The sequence below is a fragment of the Micromonospora desertarenae genome, assembly GCF_056150265.1.
This window is the reverse complement of sequence record NZ_JAXCFQ010000011.1, coordinates 133,529-155,058: the sequence shown is the minus strand read 5'-3', so window position 1 is coordinate 155,058 and position 21,530 is coordinate 133,529. Positions and strand designations below refer to the sequence as shown.

The 21,530-nt window shown below is 71.6% G+C and carries 19 protein-coding genes and 2 tRNA genes; 9 read left to right on the top strand and 12 right to left on the bottom strand.

Annotation, left to right across the window (positions count from 1 at the left end):
* Window positions 1-78 precede the first annotated feature (78 nt).
* Together SM577_RS22485 and SM577_RS22480 are read right to left on the bottom strand one after the other, a co-directional pair.
* On the bottom strand, window positions 79-723 hold the full coding sequence (locus tag SM577_RS22485) for a GAP family protein (RefSeq protein ID WP_302922455.1): 645 nt from the start codon (window positions 721-723) through the stop codon (window positions 79-81).
* A gap of 173 nt (window positions 724-896) precedes the next feature.
* Window positions 897-2,285 (bottom strand): MFS transporter, encoded by a 1,389-nt coding sequence (locus SM577_RS22480; protein ID WP_474587896.1) that lies wholly within the window; start codon window positions 2,283-2,285, stop codon window positions 897-899.
* Window positions 2,286-2,651: 366 nt separating this feature from the next.
* Here SM577_RS22480 and SM577_RS22475 point away from each other — a divergent pair, with 366 nt between their 5' ends.
* Window positions 2,652-7,133 carry a cation-translocating P-type ATPase gene (locus SM577_RS22475; RefSeq protein ID WP_474587895.1) on the top strand — a complete coding sequence of 1,494 codons (4,482 nt, stop codon included), beginning with the start codon at window positions 2,652-2,654 and terminating at the stop codon, window positions 7,131-7,133.
* Window positions 7,134-7,201: 68 nt separating this feature from the next.
* Entirely contained in the window at window positions 7,202-8,011 is an 810-nt protein-coding gene (locus tag SM577_RS22470; RefSeq protein ID WP_302922458.1) for an MBL fold metallo-hydrolase, read from the top strand.
* A gap of 258 nt (window positions 8,012-8,269) precedes the next feature.
* Here the strand turns inward: SM577_RS22470 and SM577_RS22465 are convergent, their stop codons facing one another.
* Window positions 8,270-8,689, bottom strand: coding sequence for a CBS domain-containing protein (locus SM577_RS22465; RefSeq protein WP_302922459.1), 420 nt, complete (start codon window positions 8,687-8,689; stop codon window positions 8,270-8,272).
* Window positions 8,690-8,855: 166 nt separating this feature from the next.
* On the opposite strand from SM577_RS22465, the gene SM577_RS22460 reads away from it, so the two are divergent.
* On the top strand, window positions 8,856-9,497 hold the full coding sequence (locus tag SM577_RS22460) for a hypothetical protein (protein ID WP_474587894.1): 642 nt from the start codon (window positions 8,856-8,858) through the stop codon (window positions 9,495-9,497).
* A 67-nt stretch (window positions 9,498-9,564) separates the two neighbouring features.
* Window positions 9,565-10,080 (top strand): AAA family ATPase, encoded by a 516-nt coding sequence (locus SM577_RS22455; protein ID WP_302922461.1) that lies wholly within the window; start codon window positions 9,565-9,567, stop codon window positions 10,078-10,080.
* 186 nt (window positions 10,081-10,266) lie between these two features.
* Here the strand turns inward: SM577_RS22455 and SM577_RS22450 are convergent, their stop codons facing one another.
* Window positions 10,267-11,139, bottom strand: coding sequence for an aldo/keto reductase family oxidoreductase (locus tag SM577_RS22450; RefSeq protein WP_474587893.1), 873 nt, complete (start codon window positions 11,137-11,139; stop codon window positions 10,267-10,269).
* 132 nt (window positions 11,140-11,271) lie between these two features.
* On the opposite strand from SM577_RS22450, the gene SM577_RS22445 reads away from it, so the two are divergent.
* Window positions 11,272-11,718 carry a winged helix-turn-helix transcriptional regulator gene (locus SM577_RS22445; protein ID WP_474587892.1) on the top strand — a complete coding sequence of 149 codons (447 nt, stop codon included), beginning with the start codon at window positions 11,272-11,274 and terminating at the stop codon, window positions 11,716-11,718.
* Window positions 11,719-11,745: 27 nt separating this feature from the next.
* Here SM577_RS22445 and SM577_RS22440 read toward each other — a convergent pair whose 3' ends face one another.
* Window positions 11,746-12,048, bottom strand: a complete 303-nt coding sequence (locus SM577_RS22440) for a hypothetical protein (protein WP_474587891.1) — start codon at window positions 12,046-12,048, stop codon at window positions 11,746-11,748.
* A 52-nt stretch (window positions 12,049-12,100) separates the two neighbouring features.
* On the opposite strand from SM577_RS22440, the gene SM577_RS22435 reads away from it, so the two are divergent.
* The 3 genes from SM577_RS22435 (at window position 12,101) to SM577_RS22425 (ending at window position 13,701) form a co-directional block, all read left to right on the top strand.
* Window positions 12,101-12,532, top strand: coding sequence for an uL11 family ribosomal protein (locus SM577_RS22435; protein WP_474587890.1), 432 nt, complete (start codon window positions 12,101-12,103; stop codon window positions 12,530-12,532).
* Window positions 12,525-12,929: a hypothetical protein gene (locus tag SM577_RS22430; RefSeq protein WP_474587889.1), complete on the top strand. Its 405-nt coding sequence runs from the start codon at window positions 12,525-12,527 to the stop codon at window positions 12,927-12,929. Before SM577_RS22435 ends, SM577_RS22430 begins: the two co-directional genes overlap by 8 nt.
* Before the next feature lie 274 nt (window positions 12,930-13,203).
* The gene (locus SM577_RS22425; RefSeq protein ID WP_302922466.1) at window positions 13,204-13,701 is read left to right on the top strand and encodes a GNAT family N-acetyltransferase; all 498 of its coding nucleotides are present in this window, start codon (window positions 13,204-13,206) and stop codon (window positions 13,699-13,701) included.
* A 774-nt stretch (window positions 13,702-14,475) separates the two neighbouring features.
* On the opposite strand, the gene SM577_RS22420 is transcribed toward SM577_RS22425, so the two are convergent.
* Together SM577_RS22420 and SM577_RS22415 are read right to left on the bottom strand one after the other, a co-directional pair.
* Window positions 14,476-15,258 (bottom strand): MerR family transcriptional regulator, encoded by a 783-nt coding sequence (locus SM577_RS22420; RefSeq protein ID WP_474587888.1) that lies wholly within the window; start codon window positions 15,256-15,258, stop codon window positions 14,476-14,478.
* A 113-nt stretch (window positions 15,259-15,371) separates the two neighbouring features.
* Window positions 15,372-16,601 (bottom strand): serine hydrolase domain-containing protein, encoded by a 1,230-nt coding sequence (locus SM577_RS22415; protein WP_474587887.1) that lies wholly within the window; start codon window positions 16,599-16,601, stop codon window positions 15,372-15,374.
* A gap of 628 nt (window positions 16,602-17,229) precedes the next feature.
* On the opposite strand from SM577_RS22415, the gene SM577_RS22410 reads away from it, so the two are divergent.
* Complete coding sequence (locus tag SM577_RS22410) at window positions 17,230-17,514, top strand: hypothetical protein (protein WP_474587886.1); 285 nt, start codon at window positions 17,230-17,232, stop codon at window positions 17,512-17,514.
* A 2-nt stretch (window positions 17,515-17,516) separates the two neighbouring features.
* Here the strand turns inward: SM577_RS22410 and SM577_RS22405 are convergent.
* The 5 genes from SM577_RS22405 to gyrA form a co-directional block, all read right to left on the bottom strand.
* A tRNA-Ala gene (locus tag SM577_RS22405) sits at window positions 17,517-17,592 on the bottom strand.
* 46 nt (window positions 17,593-17,638) lie between these two features.
* Window positions 17,639-17,767, bottom strand: coding sequence for a DLW-39 family protein (locus SM577_RS22400; protein ID WP_231928447.1), 129 nt, complete (start codon window positions 17,765-17,767; stop codon window positions 17,639-17,641).
* Between the two features lie 42 nt (window positions 17,768-17,809).
* Window positions 17,810-17,883, bottom strand: a tRNA-Ile gene (locus tag SM577_RS22395).
* 151 nt (window positions 17,884-18,034) lie between these two features.
* Window positions 18,035-18,964, bottom strand: a complete 930-nt coding sequence (locus SM577_RS22390; protein WP_474580182.1) for a DUF3566 domain-containing protein — start codon at window positions 18,962-18,964, stop codon at window positions 18,035-18,037.
* A gap of 4 nt (window positions 18,965-18,968) precedes the next feature.
* Entirely contained in the window at window positions 18,969-21,488 is a 2,520-nt protein-coding gene (gene gyrA, locus SM577_RS22385) for a DNA gyrase subunit A (RefSeq protein ID WP_302922468.1), read from the bottom strand.
* Window positions 21,489-21,530: the final 42 nt, after the last annotated feature.

Sequence of the window (21,530 nt, the reverse complement as noted above, 5' to 3'; positions counted from 1 at the left end):
TTCTCCGCGCCCCCGGAACCGGGGCGTCCGGGTCGGTGACGGCGCCGGGCCGCCCGATGTGACCGGCCGTGCGGCAGCTCACCGCAGCAGGTCGACCAACGTCACCACCACGAAGAAACCGATCACGAGTTCGCTGACCACCCAGGAGTGGTGGGTGGTCCAGTCGCGGATCCGGGGCAGCACCGTGGCCGCCCGGCCGCCGAGCAGCAGCAACGCCAGCAGGGGCAGGGCCAGCAGGGTCAGGGTGGCCAGCACGAACGGCAGCAGGTGCCACCAGGACAGGTCGTGCCGGGCGGCGCTCGCGCCGACGGCGAGCATGGTGAGGTCGTCGGTGGGCGTGGCGAGGAAGAGCAGCACGCCCAGCCGGGCCGCGTAGCCCGGGCCGGCCTGCTGGAGCTTTCCCATCCACCGGGGCGGGCCGGTGGAGTGCCGCCGGAGGAAGACCACCAGGGCCAGCACCACCAGCAGGACCAGCACCACCTGGTCGATCCTGGTCGTGATCGGGCCCCGACCGCCCTGGTCGCCGCCGCCGAAGTTGACCTTGACCGCGCGGGTGACCAGCCAGCTCAGCGTGACCCCGCCGCCCACCACCAGCCCGGCGCCGGCCAGGTAGCCCGACGAGGCGGCCCGCGGCCGGTCGGCCGCGGCGAGGAACACCGCCGCGACCAGTTGCGTCCCGGCGACCATCACCACGGCCAGCGGCAGGACGGTCAGGAAGCTCATCTCCCCGCCCATCCTGCCGGCCACCCACCCCGGCGACCCGCCGATCCGCCGACTACCGGCGGCGCTCACCGCTCGGACGACCTCCACGACCGCTCTCGCGCCCTACGGGTCCGTTCGCCACCGACACGCCGGTGACGACCACCCGCGGGCCCGGCACCGGGCGGGGCGTGCCCTCAGCCGGCCGCCCGCGGCCCCGGCACCACGCGGCCGGCGAGCAGGAGACCGAGCAGCGCCAGGCCCGACGCGACAGCCAGCGTCCCGGCGTAGTCGCCCGCGCCCGGGGCGGCGCCGGCGGCCAGCACCGCGCCGGTCAGCGCCAGCACGGTGGCGGCGAAGAGCGAGTCGCCCAGTTGCAGCGAGGAGCTGTTGCGGCCCTGCTCGCCCGGGGCCGACAACTCCAGGGTGAGCACCGACAGCGACGGGTAGAGCAGGCCCATGCCGAGCCCGGCCACCGCCCAGCCCAGCACCCCCACCAGGACCGGCACCGCCGGCACGACGGTGAGCGCGACCACCGCGGTGCCGCCGGCGATGCAGGCCAGCCCCGCCCGGGGCAGGCTGGCCCGGGACCGGGGCGCCGGCATCCGGCCCTGCAACCACGACCCCACCGACCAGGCGAGCGCGCCCGTGGTGAGGACCAGGCCGGCCGCGGTCGGCGAGAACCCCCGCTCCCGGGAGAGCATCAGCGGGATCACCACCTCCGCGCCGACGAACGCGGCGGAGGCGAGGCCGCGCAGCCCGACCACGGTCGGCAGGCCCCGGCCCGCCCGCAGGAATCCGGCCGGCAGCAGCCGGGGCGCGCAGACCAGCAGCCCGACCAGCGCCACCACGACCAGGGCGACCGCGGAGCCGCCGCGCTGCTGTCCCCCGATGTGCAGCAGTGCGGCGCTCACCCCCGCCCCGCACGCCCAGCCGATCCGGGCCACCGCGCCGGCCGGCCGGGCCGACCGCGTCGCCGGGCCGACCGCCCGCAGGCCGGGGTGGATCAGCAGCACCGCCGGCACCGCCACCAGCGGCACCGCGAGGAAGACCCACCGCCAGCCGAGGTACTCCACGATCAGCCCGGCCACCGCCGGCCCGACCAGCGACGGGACCACCCACGCGGCGGCGAACGCCGCGAAGATCCGCCGGTGCAGCTCCTCCGGGTACGCCCGCCCGACGATGACGTAGAGCGCCACCGAGAGCAGGCCGGAACCGAACCCCTGCACCACCCGGCCGACGACCAGCGCGCCCATCGCCGTGGCGCTGCCCGCGATCACCAACCCGAGCACGAACCAGACCAGCCCGTGCCACATCGGCGCGCGCGGCCCCCGGCTGTCGCACCAGATACCGCTGGCCACCATGGCCAGCACCCCGGCCGCGAACGGGCCGCCGAACGCGATCCCGTACAGAGCCAGCCCGTCCAGGCTGCGGGCCACGGTCGGCATGGCGGTGCCGACCGCCAGCGCCTCGAACGCCAGCAGCGAGACCAGGGCGACGCTGCCCACCGTCATGGCCCGCAGCCGGGGCGCGAAGAGGCCCGGGGCCGGGGCGACGGGTCCGGCCGGCGCGGCGGTGGCGGTCACCGGCGACGCGCCGTACGGCGCGGCCAGATCGGGGAGGGACGGTTGCCGGCGCGGGACGGTCGGGGCAGCTCGTCCCGGCGTACCTCGGCCCTGAGCAGTTCGATCAGCATGGGCTCAGCCTCCGACCTGAACCCGGATTGAGGTCAAGCGTGACCGGCATCTCCTCAGGTCGCCGGCAACGCCGCCCGCGCGGAAGTTCCCCTGCTCGGGGGGCATAACGGACGGCCGGGCGGGAAGCCAGGCCATCGCCGTGCAGCCGCCCCGGGACCGGGCGGCCACCGGAGCAGACGTGGGAGGCGAGATGGCGTACGGCAGGGGGAGCGACCGCGGAGGACCTGGCCGGCGCCTGTCCGGTCGTACGCCTCGATGACCTCGCTGGGCCGCCTCGCCGGCCGCCTCCGGCCGCCGGTCGCCGTGCCGCCGGTGGTCGGCGAGGCGACCCGGACCGTCGGGTCGGCCGCGACCCGGCTGGCCCGCCTGGCCGGGCTGACCAGCCGCCGGGTCTGGTCCCGCCCCGGCCGGCACCACATCGAGGTGCACGGCGTCTGCCAGGACGGCGGCGACCTGCTGGCCCGCCAGGTGGAGGCGGCGCTGGAGCGGATGCCCGGGGTCGAGTGGGCCCGGGTGAACGCGCCGTCCGGCCGGGTGGTGGTGGCCGTCGGCACGCCGCCGCCGAAGCTGCGGGACCTGATCGCCACGGTGGCCCGCACCGAGCGCACCTGCCCGCACGAACCGGACCCGGAGATCCCGCCGCCGCACCCGCCCGAGGAAGGCCCCCGCACCCCTCGCACGCTGGGCGCGCTCGCCTCGGACGCGCTCGGCCTGACCATCTCGGCGGCCACCCGGATCCTGCCGTTCACCCCGATCCCCGGCGAGGTCGCCGGGCTGCTCGGCGCCGTCGACCTGCATCCCAAGCTGCACTCCCTCGCCGACCGGGGGCTGCGCGCCGACCCCCGCGCCGACCTGATCTTCCCGTTCGCCGAGGCGGTCGTGCAGGGCCTCACCGGCGGTTGGGCCGGGATCGTGCTGGACGGCGCGCAGCGGGTGGTGCAGTGGGGTGAGGCGCGCGCCCAGCTCGCCGCCTGGGGAAAGGCGGAACCGCGGCTGACCGGTACCCCGGAGCGGGCGGTGGCCCGGTCACCGGCCGGCGAGCGGGTCACCCCCAAGCCGGACGGGCCGGTCGAGCGGTACGCCCATCGGATGCTGCTCGTCGGCGCGGCCGCCGCGGCGGCCGCGACGCCGGTCGTCGGTCGGAAACGGGCCGCCGCGCTGGGACTCTCCGCGCTGCCCAAGGCCCCGGGCAGTGGCCGCGAGGGGTACGCCGCGCAGCTCGGCCGGATCCTGGCCCGGCGCGGCGTGATCGCGATGGACCGCAGCGTGCTGCGAGACCTGGACCGGATCGACACGCTGGTGCTGGACGCCGCCGTGCTCGGCTCGAACCGGGGGGTGCTGGCCGACCTGGCGCCGCTGCCCGGCGCGGACACCGGGCAGGTGGCGACCCGGGCGTTCGCGCTCTTCGACCCCGGCCACCCGCACCAGCTGCGGCACGCCGACGGCTGGCGGCTCGGCCCGCTGGACCAGCTCGACGCGCACGATCCGGGGGACACCGCGGAGAGCCGGCGGCTGCGCGACAGCGGCGTCGCCCTGCTCGGTCTCGCCGACGGTGACAGCCTGGCCGCCGTGCTGCGGGTCGAACCCGAGCCCGCGCCGGGCGTCGACACGCTGCCGGCCGTCGCCCGCCAGGCCGGGTTGCGGCTGGTCGTGGCCGGTGACGACGAGCAGCGGTACGGCTTCGCCGACGCGCTCGTGGCCGGCGGGGCGCGGCTGGCCGACTCGGTCCGGGCGTTGCAGCGGGACGGTGCGGTGGTGATGCTCGCCTCCGGCGACCGGGCGGCGCTCGGCGCCGCCGACTGCGGGCTGGGGCTGTCCGCCCCGGAGGAGCTGCCGCCCTGGGGCGCGCACCTGCTGGTCGGCACGGACCTGCGGATCGTCGCCCTGCTCGTCGAGGCGACCGGGGTGGCCCGCCGGATGACCGCGCAGAACATCCAGCTGGCCCTGGCCGGTACCGGTCTCGGTGCGCTGAACGCGTTCACCGCCGACCCCGCACGACTGCCCGGCCGTGCGCTTGGCGCGGTGAACGGCGCCGCCGCGCTCGCCTTCGCGCACGGCGTCTGGCGGGCCCGCCGGCTGCCGGACCGGACGGACACCCCCGCGCCGACCATCACCGCCTGGCACCTGATGCCCACCGACACCGTCCTGGACCGGCTCGGCACCGGCCCGGACGGGCTCAGCAGCGCCGACGCCGAGCGCCGCCGGGGGGCCGGCGCGGGCGACCTGCCCGGGCCGTCCGGGTTGCTCAGGGCCTTCGTCGACGAGCTGGCCAACCCGCTCACCCCGGTGCTCGCCGCCGGCGCGGTGCTCTCCGCGACGTTCGGCTCGCTGGTCGACGCCGCCCTGGTCGGCGGGGTGGTCGGCGGGTCGGCGCTGATCGGCGCGGTGCACCAGCGCAACACCGAGCGGTCCCTGGCCCAGCTGCTCTCCCGCTCGGCGGTGACCGCCCGGGTCCGCCGGGACGGCGCGGAGCGGATGCTGCCCGCCGACGACCTGGTGCCCGGTGACGTGATCAGCCTGGAACCGGGGGACTCTGTGCCGGCCGACTGCCGGGTGCTGGAGGCGGTCGGCCTGGAGACGGACGAGTCCTCGCTGACCGGCGAGTCCCTCCCGGTGGGCAAGACCGACCAACCGGTGGTGGCCGCCGCGGTCGCCGACCGCCGGTCCATGCTCTACGAGGGCACCACGGTCGCCGCGGGGTACGGCACCGCCGTGGTGGTGGCCACCGGTGCCGACACCGAGGCCGGACGCAGCCTGGCGCTGGCCCGGCAGGCGCCCCCGGCCAGCGGCGTGGAGGCCCGGCTGGGCCGGCTGACCAAGGCGGCCGTGCCGCTGGCCGCCGGCTCGGCGGTGGCGGTGGCCGGCGCCGGGCTGCTGCGCGGCGTACCGCTGGCCGAGACAGCCGCCACCGCCGCCAACCTGGCCGTGGCCTCCGTGCCGGAAGGGCTGCCGTTCCTGGTCAGCGCCGCCCAGCTGGCCGCCGCCCGGCGGCTCGCGGAGCACGGGGCGCTGGTCCGCAACCCGCGCACCATCGAGGCGCTGGGCCGGGTCGACGTGCTCTGCTTCGACAAGACCGGCACCCTCACCGAGGGACAGTTGCTGCTCGCCGGGGTGGGCGACGGTCACCGGTACGCCCCGGCGGACCGGCTCGACGACCGGCTCCGGCCGACCCTGGCCGCCGCGCTGCGGGCCACCCCGGCCGCCGCCGACCCGGACGAGCTGGCGTTGCAGACCGACCGGGCGGTGCACCGCGGCGCCGCGTCCGCCGGCGTGACCGAACAGACCGACGTGCCGGGCTGGCGGCCCACCGGCGGCCTGCCCTTCGAACCGTCCCGGGGCTACCACGCCACCGTGGGCGAGGACGGGCACCGGCGGCTGCTCAGCGTGAAGGGCGCGCCGGAGACAGTGCTGCCCCGGTGCGCGTACCGGCGGGTCGACGGGCACGACCAGCCGCTGGACGACGGTGGCCGGGACGACCTGCACCGGCTGCTCGCCGAGCGGGCCGGGGCGGGGCACCGGATCCTCGCCGTCGCCGAGTGCCCGGTGGACGACCCGGCGATCGGCGACGACGACGTACGCGACCTGGTGTTCGTCGGCTTCCTGGCGCTCGCCGACGGGGTGCGGGACAGCGCGGCGCCGGCCGTGCGGCGGATCCGCCAGGCCGGCGTGCACACCATCATGATCACCGGCGACCATCCGGCCACCGCCGAGGCGATCGCCGCCACCATCAGCGACGGCGACGACCAGCAGGTGGTCACCGCCACCGAACTCGACCAGCTCGACGACGACGCGCTGGCCCAGCGGTTGGCCCGCACCGACGTGGTGGCCCGCTGCACGCCCGCGCACAAGGTCCGGATCATCCAGGCGTTGCAGAAGTGCGGCCGTACCGTCGCGATGACCGGCGACGGCGCCAACGACGCGCCGGCCATCCGGCTCGCCGACGTCGGCATCGCGCTCGGCCAGCGCGGCACCCCGGCCGCCCGGGCCGCGGCCGACCTGGTGGTCACCGACGACCGGCTGGAGACCATCATCGCCACCCTGGTGGAGGGGCGGGCGATGTGGTCGTCGGTACGCCACGCGCTGAGCATCCTGGTCGGCGGGAACCTCGGTGAGATCGCGTTCAGCGTGCTGAGCGCCGCCACCACCGGCCGTTCCGCGCTCACCGGCCGGCAACTGCTGCTGGTCAACCTGCTCACCGACCTGGCGCCGGCGCTGGCCATCGCGATCCGCCCACCCGGCGCCGACCACGCCGACGGGCTGCTTCGGGAGGGGCCGGACCGGTCGCTCGGCGAGACGCTCACCCGTGAGATCGGGTTGCGCGCCGCGGCCACCACGCTGGGCGCCACCGCCGGCTGGACGCTGGCCCGGTACACCGGACGCCGCCGGCGGGCCGGCACCGTCGCCCTGGTCTCGCTGGTCGGCACCCAGCTCGGGCAGACCGTGCTGGCCGGTGGCACCAGCCCGGCCGTGCTCGCCTCCACCGCCGCGTCCCTCGGCGTGCTGGTGGCGGTGGTGCAGACGCCCGGCGTCAGCCAGTTCTTCGGCTGCACCCCGCTCGGGCCGGTGGGCTGGACCATCGCCACCGGGTCGGCGCTCGGCGCCACCGTCGCCAACGGCGCGCTCACCCGGCTGGTGGCCCGGCTGCCCCAGACCCACCCGGCCGGGTCGGACGGCCCACCCGGCTCCTCCGCCGCTGATCCACCGGTCGACGATGACCGCTCGGCGGAGCCGGGCTGACGGGCACCGGCGGTGGACCCCGCGCATGGGGCCGGTGATCGGGGGTACCGCTGTGGATGGAGGTGGTCATGGAAGGACAGCCGGAGGTCACGTTCGTCGGCACCGCCACCACCGTGCTGCGGATCGGCGGGTTCACCCTGCTGACCGACCCGAACTTCCTGCACCGCGGGGAGCGGGCGTACCTGGGCAAGGGACTGTGGTCGCGGCGGCGTACCGACCCGGCGCTGCGGATCGCCCAACTGCCGTCGCTGGACGCGGTGCTCCTGTCCCACCTGCACGGCGACCACTTCGACCGGGTGGCCCGGCGGGAGCTGGACCGGGAGCTGACGATCGTCACCACCCCGGCCGCGGAACGGAAACTGCGCCGGTGGGGTTTCCGGGCGGCGGAAGGGCTGCCCACCTGGCGGTCGCGGGAGCTGCGCCGCGACGGTGAGACCCTGCGACTGACCGCCATGCCCGGCCAGCACGGGCCCGGTCTGGTGGACCGGCTGATGCCCGACGTGATGGGCACGATGATCGACCTCGAACGGGACGGCTCCCGGCAGTTCCGCCTCTACGTCACCGGCGACACGCTGAACAAGCCACTGCTCGCCGCCATCCCCGAGCGGTACCCGGACATCGACGCCATGCTCATCCACCTCGGCGGCACCAAGATCGCCGGCATCCTGCTCACCATGGACGCCCAACAGGGCGCCGACCTGGTCGAGCTGGTCCACCCCAAGCTGACGGTGCCGATCCACTACGACGACTACCCGGTGTTCCGCTCGCCGCTGGGCCACTTCGTGATGGAGGCCCGCCGGCGCGGCTTCGTGCAGCGGGTGCGCACGATCGCGCGCGGCGAGACGGTCCCGCTCACCCCGGTCACCCCACCGGCCTGAACCGCCCGCCGCCGGGCCGCGCCCCGGCATGGCGGGTCCGGGCGTACGCACCACGCGCCCAACCGCTGACTGGCGCAGCGCCCGGTCGGGTTCACCACGGTGCCCCGCCCACCTGCCCCGTCCACGGGGGCAGCTCGACAGGACCCGCGGCCATACCCAGCCATGGGCGCACCGAGCCCGGGTTTGCTCGCGGTGGAGATGCCGACGCCGCCTGCCGGCCGGTGTGGCCGGAGGCGGCGTCCGCTGGGTCGGGACCGGTCAGCCGCGCTCGGAGATCGCCTCGATGAGGTCACCCACCGGGCGCTCCGGCAGCGAGCGGGCCACGTCGGCGACGGCCACGATGCCGACGAGCTCGTGCCCGTCGATCACCGGCAACCGGCGCACCTTGTGCTGACCCATGGTGCGCAGGATCTCGGCCGCGTCGTCGTCCGCGCCGATGGTCACCGCCTCGCCCTGGGCAAGCTCGCCGGCGGTGACACTGCCCGGGTCGCGGCCCTCGGCGAGCACCTTCACCACGATGTCGCGGTCGGTCAGCATGCCCTTGAGCCGGTTGTCCTGACCACAGATCGGCAGCGATCCGACGCCGAGCTGCGCCATCTGCTTGGCTGCGGTGCGGAGGTCGTCCTGCTCACGGACACAGGTCACGTCGTTGGTCATGATGTCGCGTGCGGTCGGCATTGGCATGACACCTCACTTCCGGGGGGTTGTTGCCGTTTCTCCTACCCCCGCCGGTGGCGCCCATGCACGGACCAGGGCGCAGCAGCAGACTCCAGGGCCACCCGGCGTTCGCCATGTTCCTGCTCGACGTGCCAGCACCGGCTGACGCCGCGGCTACCCTCACCCGGTGAGTTTCGGCACGTACGCGCGGAAGGTCCGGGACCGGTCGCTGCCGTACGGCCTCCGCGTGTCGGCGCTGCGGTCCTGCGTCCAGCTCTACCGGCCGATCGGATTCCACGCGACGTTGAGTTTTCTCGCGGAGATCGCCGGGCCCTACCAGCGGGATGAGGGGGCGCTCCTGAGGGCGCTCGACGCCATCGAGGCCAGCCGCGCCCGGTGGCACGCCGAGGTACGGGACTACGCCCACAGACGCCGCCGGGCCAAGCGACGCGGCCAGCGCGTCCCGCCCGTCGGCGAAACCAACCCGAACGGCTCGCCACGGATCTGGTACGGCGCGGCCCGGCAGGCGGCGTTGTCCGCCCTGCGCTACTGGAGCCGCCGACGGCTCCCCGCGTTGACCGCGACCGGTGACAGGACAGCCAACACGATCGACACCCTGGTTGCCGCCGCCCTGTCGTCGGGTGGTGACCTGACAGCGGAGCAGCGGCAGCTTCTCGCTGTCGCCGTAGCGGAGCTGCGGCAACGGATGCCCGGCCTCTGGTCCGACGACCAGGTCGGCTACTTCCGGGCCCTGGACCTGTTCCGGGTCGCGTACCTGGTGGAGACCGCCGGCGACGACGGACAGCCGCGACCATCGTCGGCCGGCTAGGCCGAGCGTCATCCGGAAGGTGGCGCCCGGCACGTCAGCGGAGCTGCGGATCTGTCAGGATCGGCTGATGGTGGCGGGGGAACGGCCGGTGGTGATCGCCGTGTGCGGGTGTCCGGGTTCCGGGAAGACCACCGTCGCAGCCGCAACGGCTGGCCGTTTCGGTATCCCGTTCCTGACTCGGGACGAGATCAAGACTGGTCTCGGGTTGTCCTCCGCCCGCCGCGCCGAGGACGGCGCCGTCCGGCTCGACCCGGGCTTCCACGTTGCCGGCGGGCCCGTCAGCCTCCGGGCCGAGACCGTGCTGGTCGACGCGGTCCGGCTGCTGGCGGCGTCCGGGGTGAGCTGCGTCGTGGAGTCCTCGGTGTTCTCCGACGAACTGCTGGATGTGCTGCTCGCGTGTGGCGCCCGGGTCGTGGCCGTCCACGTGGTCGCCGACGACGCGGTCATCGGCCGGCGGCTTGGTGCTCGGGCGGCCGGCGGCGGGGCGATCGACCGGCAGCTCCTGTCGCTGTTCCAGCGGGGCGAGATGCGGCGGTCGATTTTCGAACCGCCGGCGGGAGTCGACCTTTCGGCCAGAAGGTGACCCCGGTCACCGATGCGGGGTAGCTGCCGCCGCCGGTGGACACAAGTTCCTGACGGTTGATGATCTGAAGTCAACCAGGTGAGGGCGAATCGTCCTGCTCCGGTCCCGGTCGCGCGAAGGCGACCGGGACCGAAACATGAACGGTGGCCTTGGTCGTGGCTTGTGGGCCGTTCGGCTACGGGGCATTCAGCGGCCGATGTCATCCAGCTCGGTCAAGTCCTCATGCGAGAGGGAGAGTCCCGCGCCGGCGATGTTCTCGCGCAGGTGCGCTGTCGATGACGTGCCGGGGATGAGCAGGATGTTCGGTGATCGCTGGAGCAGCCAGGCAAGCGCGACGGACATCTGTGTCGCCTCCCGTCGAGCGGCGACCGCCGAGAGAGCCGAGGACTGAAGCGGGGTAAAGCCCCCGAGGGGGAAGAAGGGCACGTACGCGATGCCTTCGGTGGCGAGCCGGTCGATGAGCTTGTCGTCGTGGCGGTGGGCGAGGTTGTACATGTTCTGCACGCACACGATCGGCGCGATGCTCTGTGCTTCGGTGACCTGCTCCTCGGTGGCGTTGCTGACCCCGAGGTGGCGGACCAGGCCCTGCTGCTGGAGTTCCACGAGCGGGGCGAACGCGTCGGCGAGCGAGCCGGGCTGGGGACCTTCGGCGTTGCCGAGTCGGAGGTTGACCAGGTCGAGTACGTCGAGCCGGAGGGACTTGAGGTTGTCGTGGACCTGGCGGCGCAGGTCTTCGGGTCGCCGGGCCGTGGGCCAGCCACCCTGTTCGTCGCGGGTCGCGCCCACCTTGGTCACGATGTGCAGCGACTCGGGATAGGGGTGCAGTGCCTCGCGGATCAACTCGTTGGTGACGCGCGGCCCGTAGGCGTCGCTGGTGTCGATGTGGGTGATACCGAGGTCGACCGCTTCACGCAGCACGGCCAGGGCACCCTCGCGATCGGTGGGCGGCCCCATGACCCACGGGCCGGCCAGTTGCATGGCGCCGTAGCCGAACCGCGTGACGGTCAGGTCACCCAGAGTCCAGGTGCCGCCGGGAAGAGAGAAGGAGGGTGCGCTCATCCTGTTGCCTTTCGTCGTGCGAACTGGGGGTGGCGCCTGCTGCCTCCCTGCATCAGCATTGGAGAGAAACTTCCTGTCGGGAAGTAGGCACTCTGGAGTGCGTAACCCACCCATCGGTGAGAGGTGCGATCAGTGACGACGACGAAGGCGGCCCAGAAGAGGGCTCAGGCCAAGGTGGAGTACAACGCGTTCCTGGCAGGGTGCCCCAGCCGGCAGCTGCTCGACCGAATCTCGGACAAGTGGGTCGTCCTGATCCTGTGTGCGCTGGGCGGAGACAACAATCCTGGCCAGCCCGGTGTACCACACGCAGACGCTCCGAAGGCGATGCGTTACTCCGAGATCTCTCGTCTTCTGGCCGGGGTCAGCCAGAAGATGCTGACCCAGACGCTACGGTCGCTGGAGCACGATGGCCTGCTCACCCGTACCGTGACGCCAACCGTCCCGGTCACCGTCTCCTACGAGCTGACCGACCTCGGCCTCTCGCTTCATCACATGACGCGCGGGCTCAGAAACTGGGCGCAGACACACATGGCCGAGGTCCTCGCAAACCGCGAGAACTACGACTCTCGCACCTCCTGACGACTCACATCCAACCGTCCAACAGCTCTATGTTCTCGGCGCCACACCCTCAACTGCGAGGAGCCCGAAAACGCTCAGCCACAGGCGACGATCGCGCATCGGCTTCATGGCGAACACCAGCCGCCGTTCGGAGAGGTCCGACACCAACCTCCAACCCGACTCGCGGGCGACCTTCGCCGGCTCGCCGGGCGCGGCGAAGCAGCCACCGTTGAAGAATGAGCGCGCCACCTGGACCGGCCCGGCCATAGCAGGCCACGCGAGGTAGCCACCGACAGCGCAAACGACGAGCATGACGGCGAACCCCGGCATGCCGGCGGCGATAGCGGCCACCGGGACGTGCTGATTTGACCCTTACGCTACGTAAGATTTTAGCTTCGCTCGCATGGCGAAGCAGATGAAGGTTTCCCGTCGCGTGAAGCTCGAACTCGACGCGGGTAATGCCGCAATGGTCGAGATCGGCAAGATGCTCGGTCCGACTGGGGTCAACACCCGGCAGGTCAAGCTCGACTACGACGCGGCGACCGCGGGCCAGCGGGGCGACATCGTGCCGGTTGTCGTGACGATTTTCGAGGACCGTTCCTACGCGCTGGAGTACCGGACCCCGCCAACGTCCTATCTCATCCGGCGGGTCCTGGGGTTGTCGAAGGGATCGGGTCGGCCGGCAGCTGATTCGGTGGCGAAGATGTCGCGGGAGCAGTTGCGGGAGGTCGCGTTGCGGAAGCTTCCGGACCTCAACACCGATGACGTGGAGGCCGCGATGAAGCAGGTAGCCGGCACCGCGCGATCAATGGGTGTCCTCATCGCCGATGAGTGACCGCCTCTGGCGGGCCGTCGTGCCGCCGTACCGGATGCTCGATCCTGGCCTGCTGTTGGCCGAGACGACGCTCGTGGACACGCTGGCGGAACTTTGCGCGGTGCTCCCCGACGAGAAGAGAGCCAGCTGCCTCCTCAACGAGGCGCTGATTCGCGCCGGGGCGACGCCACAGCTCATCGGACGCGACGGCGAATGGCGGATGGTGGTGGCGGGGCACGACCCACACGCCGCTGCCGCCACCGCCCTGGCCGTGCTGGTTGCCGCGTACGGATGGCGACGACTCAAGCGCTGCGTCAGGTGCGGGCGGCCCTTCATCGACCGCACCAATGGCGTGAGTCGCCGGGGTTGTGCCGACCACCCGAGCCGTCCCCGTGGCTGCCGTACCGCCGAGCGCTGAGGCAAGCCCGCTCCACCTCGGCCAGCGATGCTGCGGCGGATTCCCGAGGAGGGCCGGGGTTCGGGGCGGAGCCGGAGCTTTTCAGGTGGCTGTACAGGCAAGGCTGTGGGCGCCGCGAAGCGATCAGACCTGCAGGATGGGCCGATGTCTTCTGACCTTGAGCAATCGTCCCGGCCTGCCGGCCAGGCTCTGGGCAACGACTGTACAGATGGCTGTACACGGAGCGGTTGTGGCTGAGTGCGGCAGCGACTGCGTCGGCCGTGATACTGATGGCATGGTGCAGCTCGAGATACGCACTGCCCGGGCGGAGGAGGCGGACCTGCTCGGCGAACTCGCGCTTCGTTCAAAAGGGCATTGGGGCTATGACCGCGCCTTCTTGGACGCATGCCGGGCTGAGCTGATCTTTGAACCCGAGCAGTTGGCCGCCCGACGCGTGTCCGTCGCCGAGTCGGCGGGCCGGGTGCTGGGCTTCTACAGCGTTGATGGACAACCACCGAGCGGTGAACTCGGCAACCTATGGGTCGAGCCTGACATCATCGGCAGCGGCGTCGGACGCCGCCTGTGGGTCCACGCGATGCAAACGGCGCGAACGGCGGGCTTCACGAGCCTCCACATCGAGGCTGATCCGTTCGCGGAGGGGTTTTACCTGGCGATGGGTGCCGAGCGCATCGGCCAGACACCGTCAGGCTCGATACCGGGCCGCGTCCTCCCGATGCTGAAGGTACGCATACCGTCGCCGCCGCGAGAGTCAGGGTCGGACAACTCGGACTGATGAAGCCAGTACCCTGCTGTCGGCACTCGCTGGTGACCGGTTGGAGTCGCTGTTCGGCAGGTTTGCTCCGTTCTCTCCGCAGTTCGGCAATGTCTCAGTTTCATCGACTTGAGCCGCATCTTGAGCAGGCCCAGGGCCGTTGATCAGGACGTCGGTGACCGTGATGACAATACGGGTGGCAGGTGGAGCTGTTCTTCGTAACTCCGACACTTCGACACCGGGCGACAACCCCGCGTGGCTCTTTGTTCAGTAGACGAGTTACAGCGCCACGCGTCGGTGGCATTCAGCGCCACGGAGTTCGGGCCGAAAGGAGTGTCGCTGAGGTCCGGCGCCACCAGATCAAGGCGATTCCGGTTGCATGGTCATCGGGATTCGGCAGCAAACCACATCGATCCCGAGCCGTCATCCCAGAGGCTGACCTTCTCGGCCGACCCCATCTCTCGCTGAGCGCTTCTGAAAAGTCGGTCACGCTGCTGTTCGATGGCGTCTCGGACGGGCCCGACAACCTCCTCGCTCCGGTCATCCCAGACCTGCTGGGTGATAGAGAGCCGAGCGACGTGGTGGTCCAAGGGGCATGACGAGCATCCGGACGGAAGGTCCCGTTAGCGGAGCGCGACTCAGCCGCTTGCCGTGATTTTCGTCCGGATGCGCCTCGTAGACGGATCACGCAGGCCACGACCCCAGGACGTTGTTCGTGAGCTGGGCCGTGTTCGTAGGGGAAACGGTGGATGGCGAGGAGATGCACGCAGCGTTGGACGAGCCGCTCCGGCGCGGTCAATGGGTGTCTGGTCTGGGGATGTGGATGCCCGCGGCGCGGAGCTTGGCCTCGACGAGCGCGACCCCCCGGGCCGTGGCCGATCCTTGTTCTTCGCCGTGGTGGGCGATCAGGTGGTAACGGGCCGCGGCGTCGGTGCGGGCTTGCAGGCCGGTCACGATCTTCAGGTGTGCGGGGTTGGCCAGGAGGTGGTCGGCGATGGCAGTGGCGAGTTCGGCCAAGCGTGGGTCGTCCGGCTCCCATGCCGTGGCTTCGGTTGCCTGCTTGCTCAACGCGACGAAGCGGGGGTTGTCGAGAGCGTGTTCGACATGGGTGAGGAAGTCGTCGAAGCCCTCGGGGACCAGGGCCCTAGCCAGCACCCAGCCTTCCCTGGTGGCCGCCACCTCGTTCGCGGGGAGGCCGAGGCCGGACATCCGCTCCAGTAGCGCCACAGCGCGCTCGGGCAGCAGAGCCCGGTCTCCGTCGGCGAGCCGGTGCAGCGTGTCACGGCGCGCGATCAGCTCCTCGATCCGTTCGGTGAGTTGCCGCTCGACGTCGGCGAGCGCGGCGGCGAACTGGGCGGGGTCGGAATCGAGCAGGGGCCCGGTCTCGGCCAGCGGCACCCCGGCGGCTGCCAGCGTCCGGACCTGCACCAGCCGCAACAGCTCGGCCGATCCGTACCTGCGGTAGCCCGAGCTGTCGCGTTCCGGCTCCTGCACCAGGCCGAGCTTGTGGTAGTGGCGCACCGTCTTCACAGTGACGCCGACGAATGCCGCCGCCTGCCCGATCGTGACCCCGTTCATCGGCAACATCCTGCCTTGTACCCGAGCTCGGCGACCAGGCAAGACCACAGCTCACCTTCTACTTCCGCACGACCAGAAGGGCTCGCCTCGCCAGGCGTGCAGGTCACAGGTGTTCAGTGCGCCGACCGAGCCGGATCGGCCTGCTCGCCGCAGAACACCTCGCTGACGAGCCTTTGCTGAGCATTCCGAAACGCTGCCGCGATTGACATGTCGGCGTCGTCCACCCAGTTCAGTACGGCGGTGAGGGTCTTGCCGCCGTCGGGTGTGCTATACATCAGCGACGCGGAGCCGACGTTGCCGCCGTTGTGGGTGATGACGGTGCCACCGCACTCCGTCTTCTGGACGAACACCCCCAGCCCGTAGTCCATGTTCGGGATGCCCGTGGCGTGCGGGGTGCACATCTCGGCCAACAGCGGGGCTGGCAGGAGCCTGCCGCCTACCAACGCGGAGATGAACGTGGCTAGGTCCTGGCTGGTCGAGATCATGTCACCGCCGGTGCAGACCCAGGAGGGGTTGTAGCGGGTGATGTCGATCGTTTTCTGCTGGCCGGCGTCCTCGTTGCGGTAGTAGATGTGGGCGTGCGGCTCAGGGATCTCCGGCGAGACGCCAGGCACCACCGTGCCCGTCAGGCCGAGCGGCCCCAGGATCAGCCGCTGCATCTCCTCAGCCAGCGAGCGGCCGGTGACCCTCTCGATCAGCAGCCGGGCCAACACGTAATTGGTGTTGGCATAGCTCCAGCCCGTCCCCGGCTCGAACCGGGCCGGCTTGGACAGCGCCAGACGTACCAGTTCCTCGGGCCGGTAGGTGTGGAACCGGTTGTCCAGCCACTTCTTGCCCGTACTGCCGTAGGGCACGGGGACCCCGTTCACGATCGACCCGTCCTCATAGATCTCGCCGGTGAAGTTGAACAACCCGCTGGTGTGCTGCAACAGCATCCGCACCGTGATCCGCCGGTCCAGCCCCAACTCAGGCAGGTAGTCGGCTGCCGGAGCGTCCAGCTCGATCTTGCCCTCGGCCACCAGCTGCAGCACCAGGGTCGCGGTGAAGGTCTTGGTGTTGCTGCCGATCCGGGCATGCCCGTTGACCGGCGGCTTGGCGGTCCCGCCCAGCTCGGCCACCCCGGCGCTGCCGGCCCACTCGCCCCGCTCATCGCGCACACGCAGTGACACCCCGAGGAAACCAGACTCGACGATCTCCTCGATCGCCTTCTGTAGCTCCGGGCGATCCTGCCCGGCTGCCGACACGGTCCCGCTGTCCGCAACGTACACCCCGGCGGCGTCGACGGCGCCGGACGCGGCAACCCGCAGGGTGCTCCTGTCCTGGTCAGAAAAATTGATCGTCATGGTGGTTGCCCTTCGAAGTTGTTGTGCCTGGTCGGCGTCGCGCCGCTGCGCCGAGCTTCCACCTTGACCTGAGGTCAACCTCAACCATGACCTAGCTCACATCTACATCGGGTCTTTGAGACAGCTTCGGGAGCCAGGACGGCGTCGCCCGCACTCTCATCCCGTCTGCCGTCGGCCCCCCTCCTGGGGAGCGGGGCCGCCGCCCGGCCCGCCACGTCAAGCGGACCTTGACGCACGTTCGGACGCTGGCGGGTCGGGCGGTGGTCTGCTCGGCTTGCCCGGATCGACGGCAGACGGGATGCCTTGCTCTCCGCGACCACCCACAGACCGTGACCCGCCGGCGGAGCCCCGGTCATCCTGGAGCCGGAGCGCCCCCGCCGGAGGCGCAGTGACCGCAAACCCCGTGACCGCCGCCAACTCGCCGACGCCGCCGGCGTGCGCTCCCCTACCCGCGCGGGCTCGTGGCCGCGCCGCCCGGCCGGCTGCCGGCCCACCCCTCACCCGTCAACGGCCTGTCGTTCTGCGGCGGCCCACCGGGCTCCCCGCTTCCACGCCAGCCGCCGGGCGTCCGGCGTGACGGCCGCAGAGCGACAGCGGCAGCGGCCGGCGCGCGCCCTGGCGGCGGCGCGTGCGGCCCGTCAAGGGCCGCCTTGACACCGCCACCGAACCCGCCACCGCTACCGCGACCTGGTTGGTGTCCGGCGGCGTACCGGTCAACATCGTCCAGGCAGTGATAGGCCACGAGCAGGCGTCGACCACGCTCAACCGCTACACGCACACGCCGGCCGATTTCCACGAGTCGGTGCGCCGGGTCTTCGGGCAGTCTGCTGACGATCCGCTGACCACCAAAGATGATCCTCTATCCGAGGGAAGCCAACGGAGGAGAAAAATTGGCCATGAGCTGGCCGGATGACATGGTGGAGCCCAGGGGACTCGAACCCCTAACCCCTGCCTTGCAAAGGCAGTGCTCTGCCAGTTGAGCTAGGGCCCCGCGGGCGGGCGACGCCGCCTGGTGGTGCTGACCGCGACGAGCGGACTCAGCGCAGGTCGGGGGCGGTGGTCGCCTCGTGCCAGAGAGCGCGCTCGTCGTTGGAAGCCTTGACCTTCTTGGCCACGACGGCGGCCACACCGACGACGCCGGCCAGAATCAGCAGCTTCTTGAACATGGGGCTACCCCTCGCGCTCGACTGTCGTCGGACGGTGTGCGGTGGGGCTAGCTGGAATCGAACCAGCGACCTCAGAGTTATCAGCTCTGCGCTCTAACCGACTGAGCTATAGCCCCGCGTAGCGACGGCCAAGGTTAACCCATCGGCCTACCCGGCCCCAAATCGGGGCCCCGGCCGCGCGGCGTACCCCGTCGCCCTGTCGAACGTACCGGAGTACGGGACGCCGGGGCGACCGCTTTCGCGGTGCCCCGGCGGTCCGGTAGTCGTTCAGTCCCGCTCGGCGAGGGTCAACTCGATCCCGCCGACCAGGTCGGCGCAGACGTTGTAGACGAACGCCCCGAGCGTGGCGAGCGCGGTGAACAGCACGACGTTGACCAGGCCGATCAGCGCCGAGCTGAGGATCACTCCCTTGGCGGTGATCTGGAAGCCGTCGGTGCCCTGCCCGCCGCCCGCGCTGACCAGGTCGGTCAGGCTGTCGTTGACGCTCTGGAAGACGCCCATCGCGTCCAGCGCCAGGTAGAGCACCGAGGTGGCGACCACCACCACGATGAAGAGCACCACGGACACGGCGAAGGCGAACTTCATCACGGACCAGGGGTCGATCCGCTTGAGGTTCAGCCGGGCCCGGCGCGGCCCGCGCGACGCGGCCGAGCTGACCGACGTACGCGCGGCGCGTACCGCGTCACCCACCCGCGCGGCGCCCACGGCGGCCGCGCTGCTGATGCCCGGCGGCAGCCCGCCGCCGTTGGGCCGGCCGCTGGCGCCCGGACGGCTGCCGTCCGGCTGCGGCCGGGTGCCCGGCGTGACCCGCGGCTGGGTGCCGGTGGTCCCGCTGGCGCCGGCCGCGCCGGTGGCCGACTGGCCCGCCCGTACGCCGATCGGCTGGGTGGTCGACGGCCGGTTGCCGGCCCCGGCCGCCGGGGTGGGGGTGGAGGTGGCGGTGCCGCCGGAACTCGGCTTCTCCGGCGCCGCCACCGGCTCGGTCTTCTCGGCCGGTGCCGAGTCGTCGCTCGGCTTGTCCGGCGGCGGCGCCATCCCGGGAGCCCGGGTGAATTTCGGGGCAGGCGCGTCGGCGGGGACCGTGGCCCGGCCCACGGCCGCGCGGCCGGTCGCTGGTGTGCCGCTCTTCGCGGCCTCCTCGTCGACCGGGTTGGCCGAGGTCCCCGTGTTCCCCGACTTCGCCTGTGTCTCCGTCATTCAACTAGTCCTGTTCGTCAGGCTCGTCGGCATTGCGAGCAATCGCCACGATAGTCACGCCGTCCGGGAGGTCCATCAACTTGACCCCCATTGTGTTCCGGTCACGCGTACGGCGTACAGGCTTCACCGGAGTCCGGATGACACCACCGTTGCTGGTGATGGCGAACAGCTCGTCGTCCGGGTCGATCACCACCGCGCCGACCAGACCACCGCGTCGTTCAGTGATCTTCGCAGTCAGCACGCCCTTACCTCCCCGGCCCTGCACGGGGTATTCCTCGATCGGGGTACGTTTCGCGTATCCGCCGTTCGTGGCCACCAGGACGTCCATGCCCGGCCGGACCACCTCCATGGCCAGCAGCACGTCGTCCTCGGCGAAGCGCATGCCGATCACGCCCGAGGTGGCCCGGCCCATCGGCCGCAGCGCCTCGTCGCTGGCGTTGAACCGGATCGCCTGCGCGTTCTTGGAGACCAGGAGCAGGTCGTCCTCGGGCCCGACCAGGGCAGCACCGACCAGCTCGTCCTCATCGCGCAGGTTGATCGCGATGATGCCGCCGGACCGGTTGGAGTCGAACTCCTCGAGCCGCGTCTTCTTCACCAGGCCGTTCTTCGTGGCCAGTACCAGGTAGGGGGCCACCTGGTAGTTCGGAATCTCGATGATCTGTGCGATCTGCTCGTCCGGTTGGAAGGCGAGCAGGTTGGCCACGTGCTGGCCCTTGGCCACCCTAGTGGCTTCCGGGAGTTCGTAGGCCTTGGCCCGGTAGACCCGGCCCTTGTTGGTGAAGAACAGGATCCAGTCGTGGGTCGAGCAGACAAAAAAGTGGCTGACGATGTCGTCCTGGCGCAGGGTCGCGCCGCTGACGCCCTTGCCGCCGCGCCGCTGCGAGCGGTAGAGGTCGACCTTCGTCCGCTTGGCGTAGCCGGTCCGGGTGATCGTGACGACCACGTCCTCGCGGGCGATGAGGTCCTCCATCGAGACCTCGCCCTCGAAGGGCACGATCTTGGTGCGCCGGTCGTCGCCCCACTTGGCGACGATCTCGCCGAGCTCCTCCGAGACGATCTTCCGCTGCCGCTCCGGCTTGGCGAGGATGTCCTTGAGGTCGGCGATCTCCAGCTCCAGCTTGGCCAGGTCGTCGAGGATCCGCTGCCGCTCCAGCGCGGCGAGCCGGCGCAGCTGCATGTCCAGGATCGCGGTCGCCTGGATCTCGTCGATCTCCAGCAGCCGGATCAGGCCCTGCCGGGCGTCCTCGACCGTGGGCGAGCGCCGGATCAGGGCGATCACCTCGTCGAGGGCGTCCAGCGCCTTGGCCAGACCGCGCAGGATGTGCGCCCGCTCCTCGGCCTTGCGCAGCCGGAAGGCGGTCCGCCGGCGGATGACCTCGACCTGGTGCTCGACGTAGTAGCGGATGAACTGCGCCAGGTTGAGCGTGCGCGGCACCCCGTCGACCAGGGCCAGCATGTTGGCGCCGAAGGTCTCCTGGAGCTGGGTGTGCTTGTAGAGGTTGTTCAGCACCACCTTGGCGACCGCGTCGCGCTTCAGCACGAGCACGATCCGCATGCCGGTACGCCCGGAGGACTCGTCCCGGATGTCGGCGATGCCGCCGAGCTTGCCCTCCTTGATCAGCTCGGCGATCCGCTCGGCCAGGTTGTCCGGGTTGACCTGGTAGGGCAGCTCGCTGACGACCAGCGCCGGGCGGCCGCGCTTGTCCTCCTCGACCTCCACCACGGCGCGCATCCGGATCGAGCCGCGCCCGGTCCGGTACGCGTCCTGGATGCCGGCCTGGCCGACGATCAGGCCGTGGGTCGGGAAGTCCGGACCCTTGACGATCTCCAGCAGCGCTTCGAGCGTGGTGGCCTCGTCGGCCTCCGGGTGCTCCAGGCACCACTGCACGGCCGCGCCGATCTCCCGCAGGTTGTGCGGCGGGATCTTGGTGGCCATGCCGACCGCGATGCCCTCGGAGCCGTTGACCAGCAGGTTGGGGATCCGGGACGGCAGGATGGTGGGTTCCTTGGCCCGGCCGTCGTAGTTGTCCTGGAGGTCGACGGTGTCCTCGTCGATGTCCCGCAGCATCTCCATGGCCAGCGGGTCGAGCTTGCACTCGGTGTAGCGCATGGCCGCGGCCGGGTCGTTACCGGGCGAGCCGAAGTTGCCGTTGCCGTCGACCAGCGGGTACCGCAGCGACCAGGGCTGCGCCATCCGGACCAGCGCGTCGTAGATCGCCGAGTCGCCGTGCGGGTGGAACTGGCCCATCACGTCGCCGACGACCCGGGAGCACTTCACGTAGCCGCGGTCCGGCCGGTAGCCGGAGTCGAACATGGCGTAGAGGATCTTGCGGTGGACCGGCTTGAGCCCGTCCCGGACGTCCGGCAGCGCCCGCCCGACGATGACGCTCATCGCGTAGTCGAGGTAGGAGCGCTGCATCTCCACCTCGAGCCCGACCGGTTCGATCCGGTCGTGCGCGACGACGGCCGCGAGGGTCTCGGGGACCTCGGGCTCGTTCGGTGTGGACTCGGGGGAATCGGTCACTGTTTACCCTTATCAGACTCAGAGTCGTTTTCGTGCTGTGGA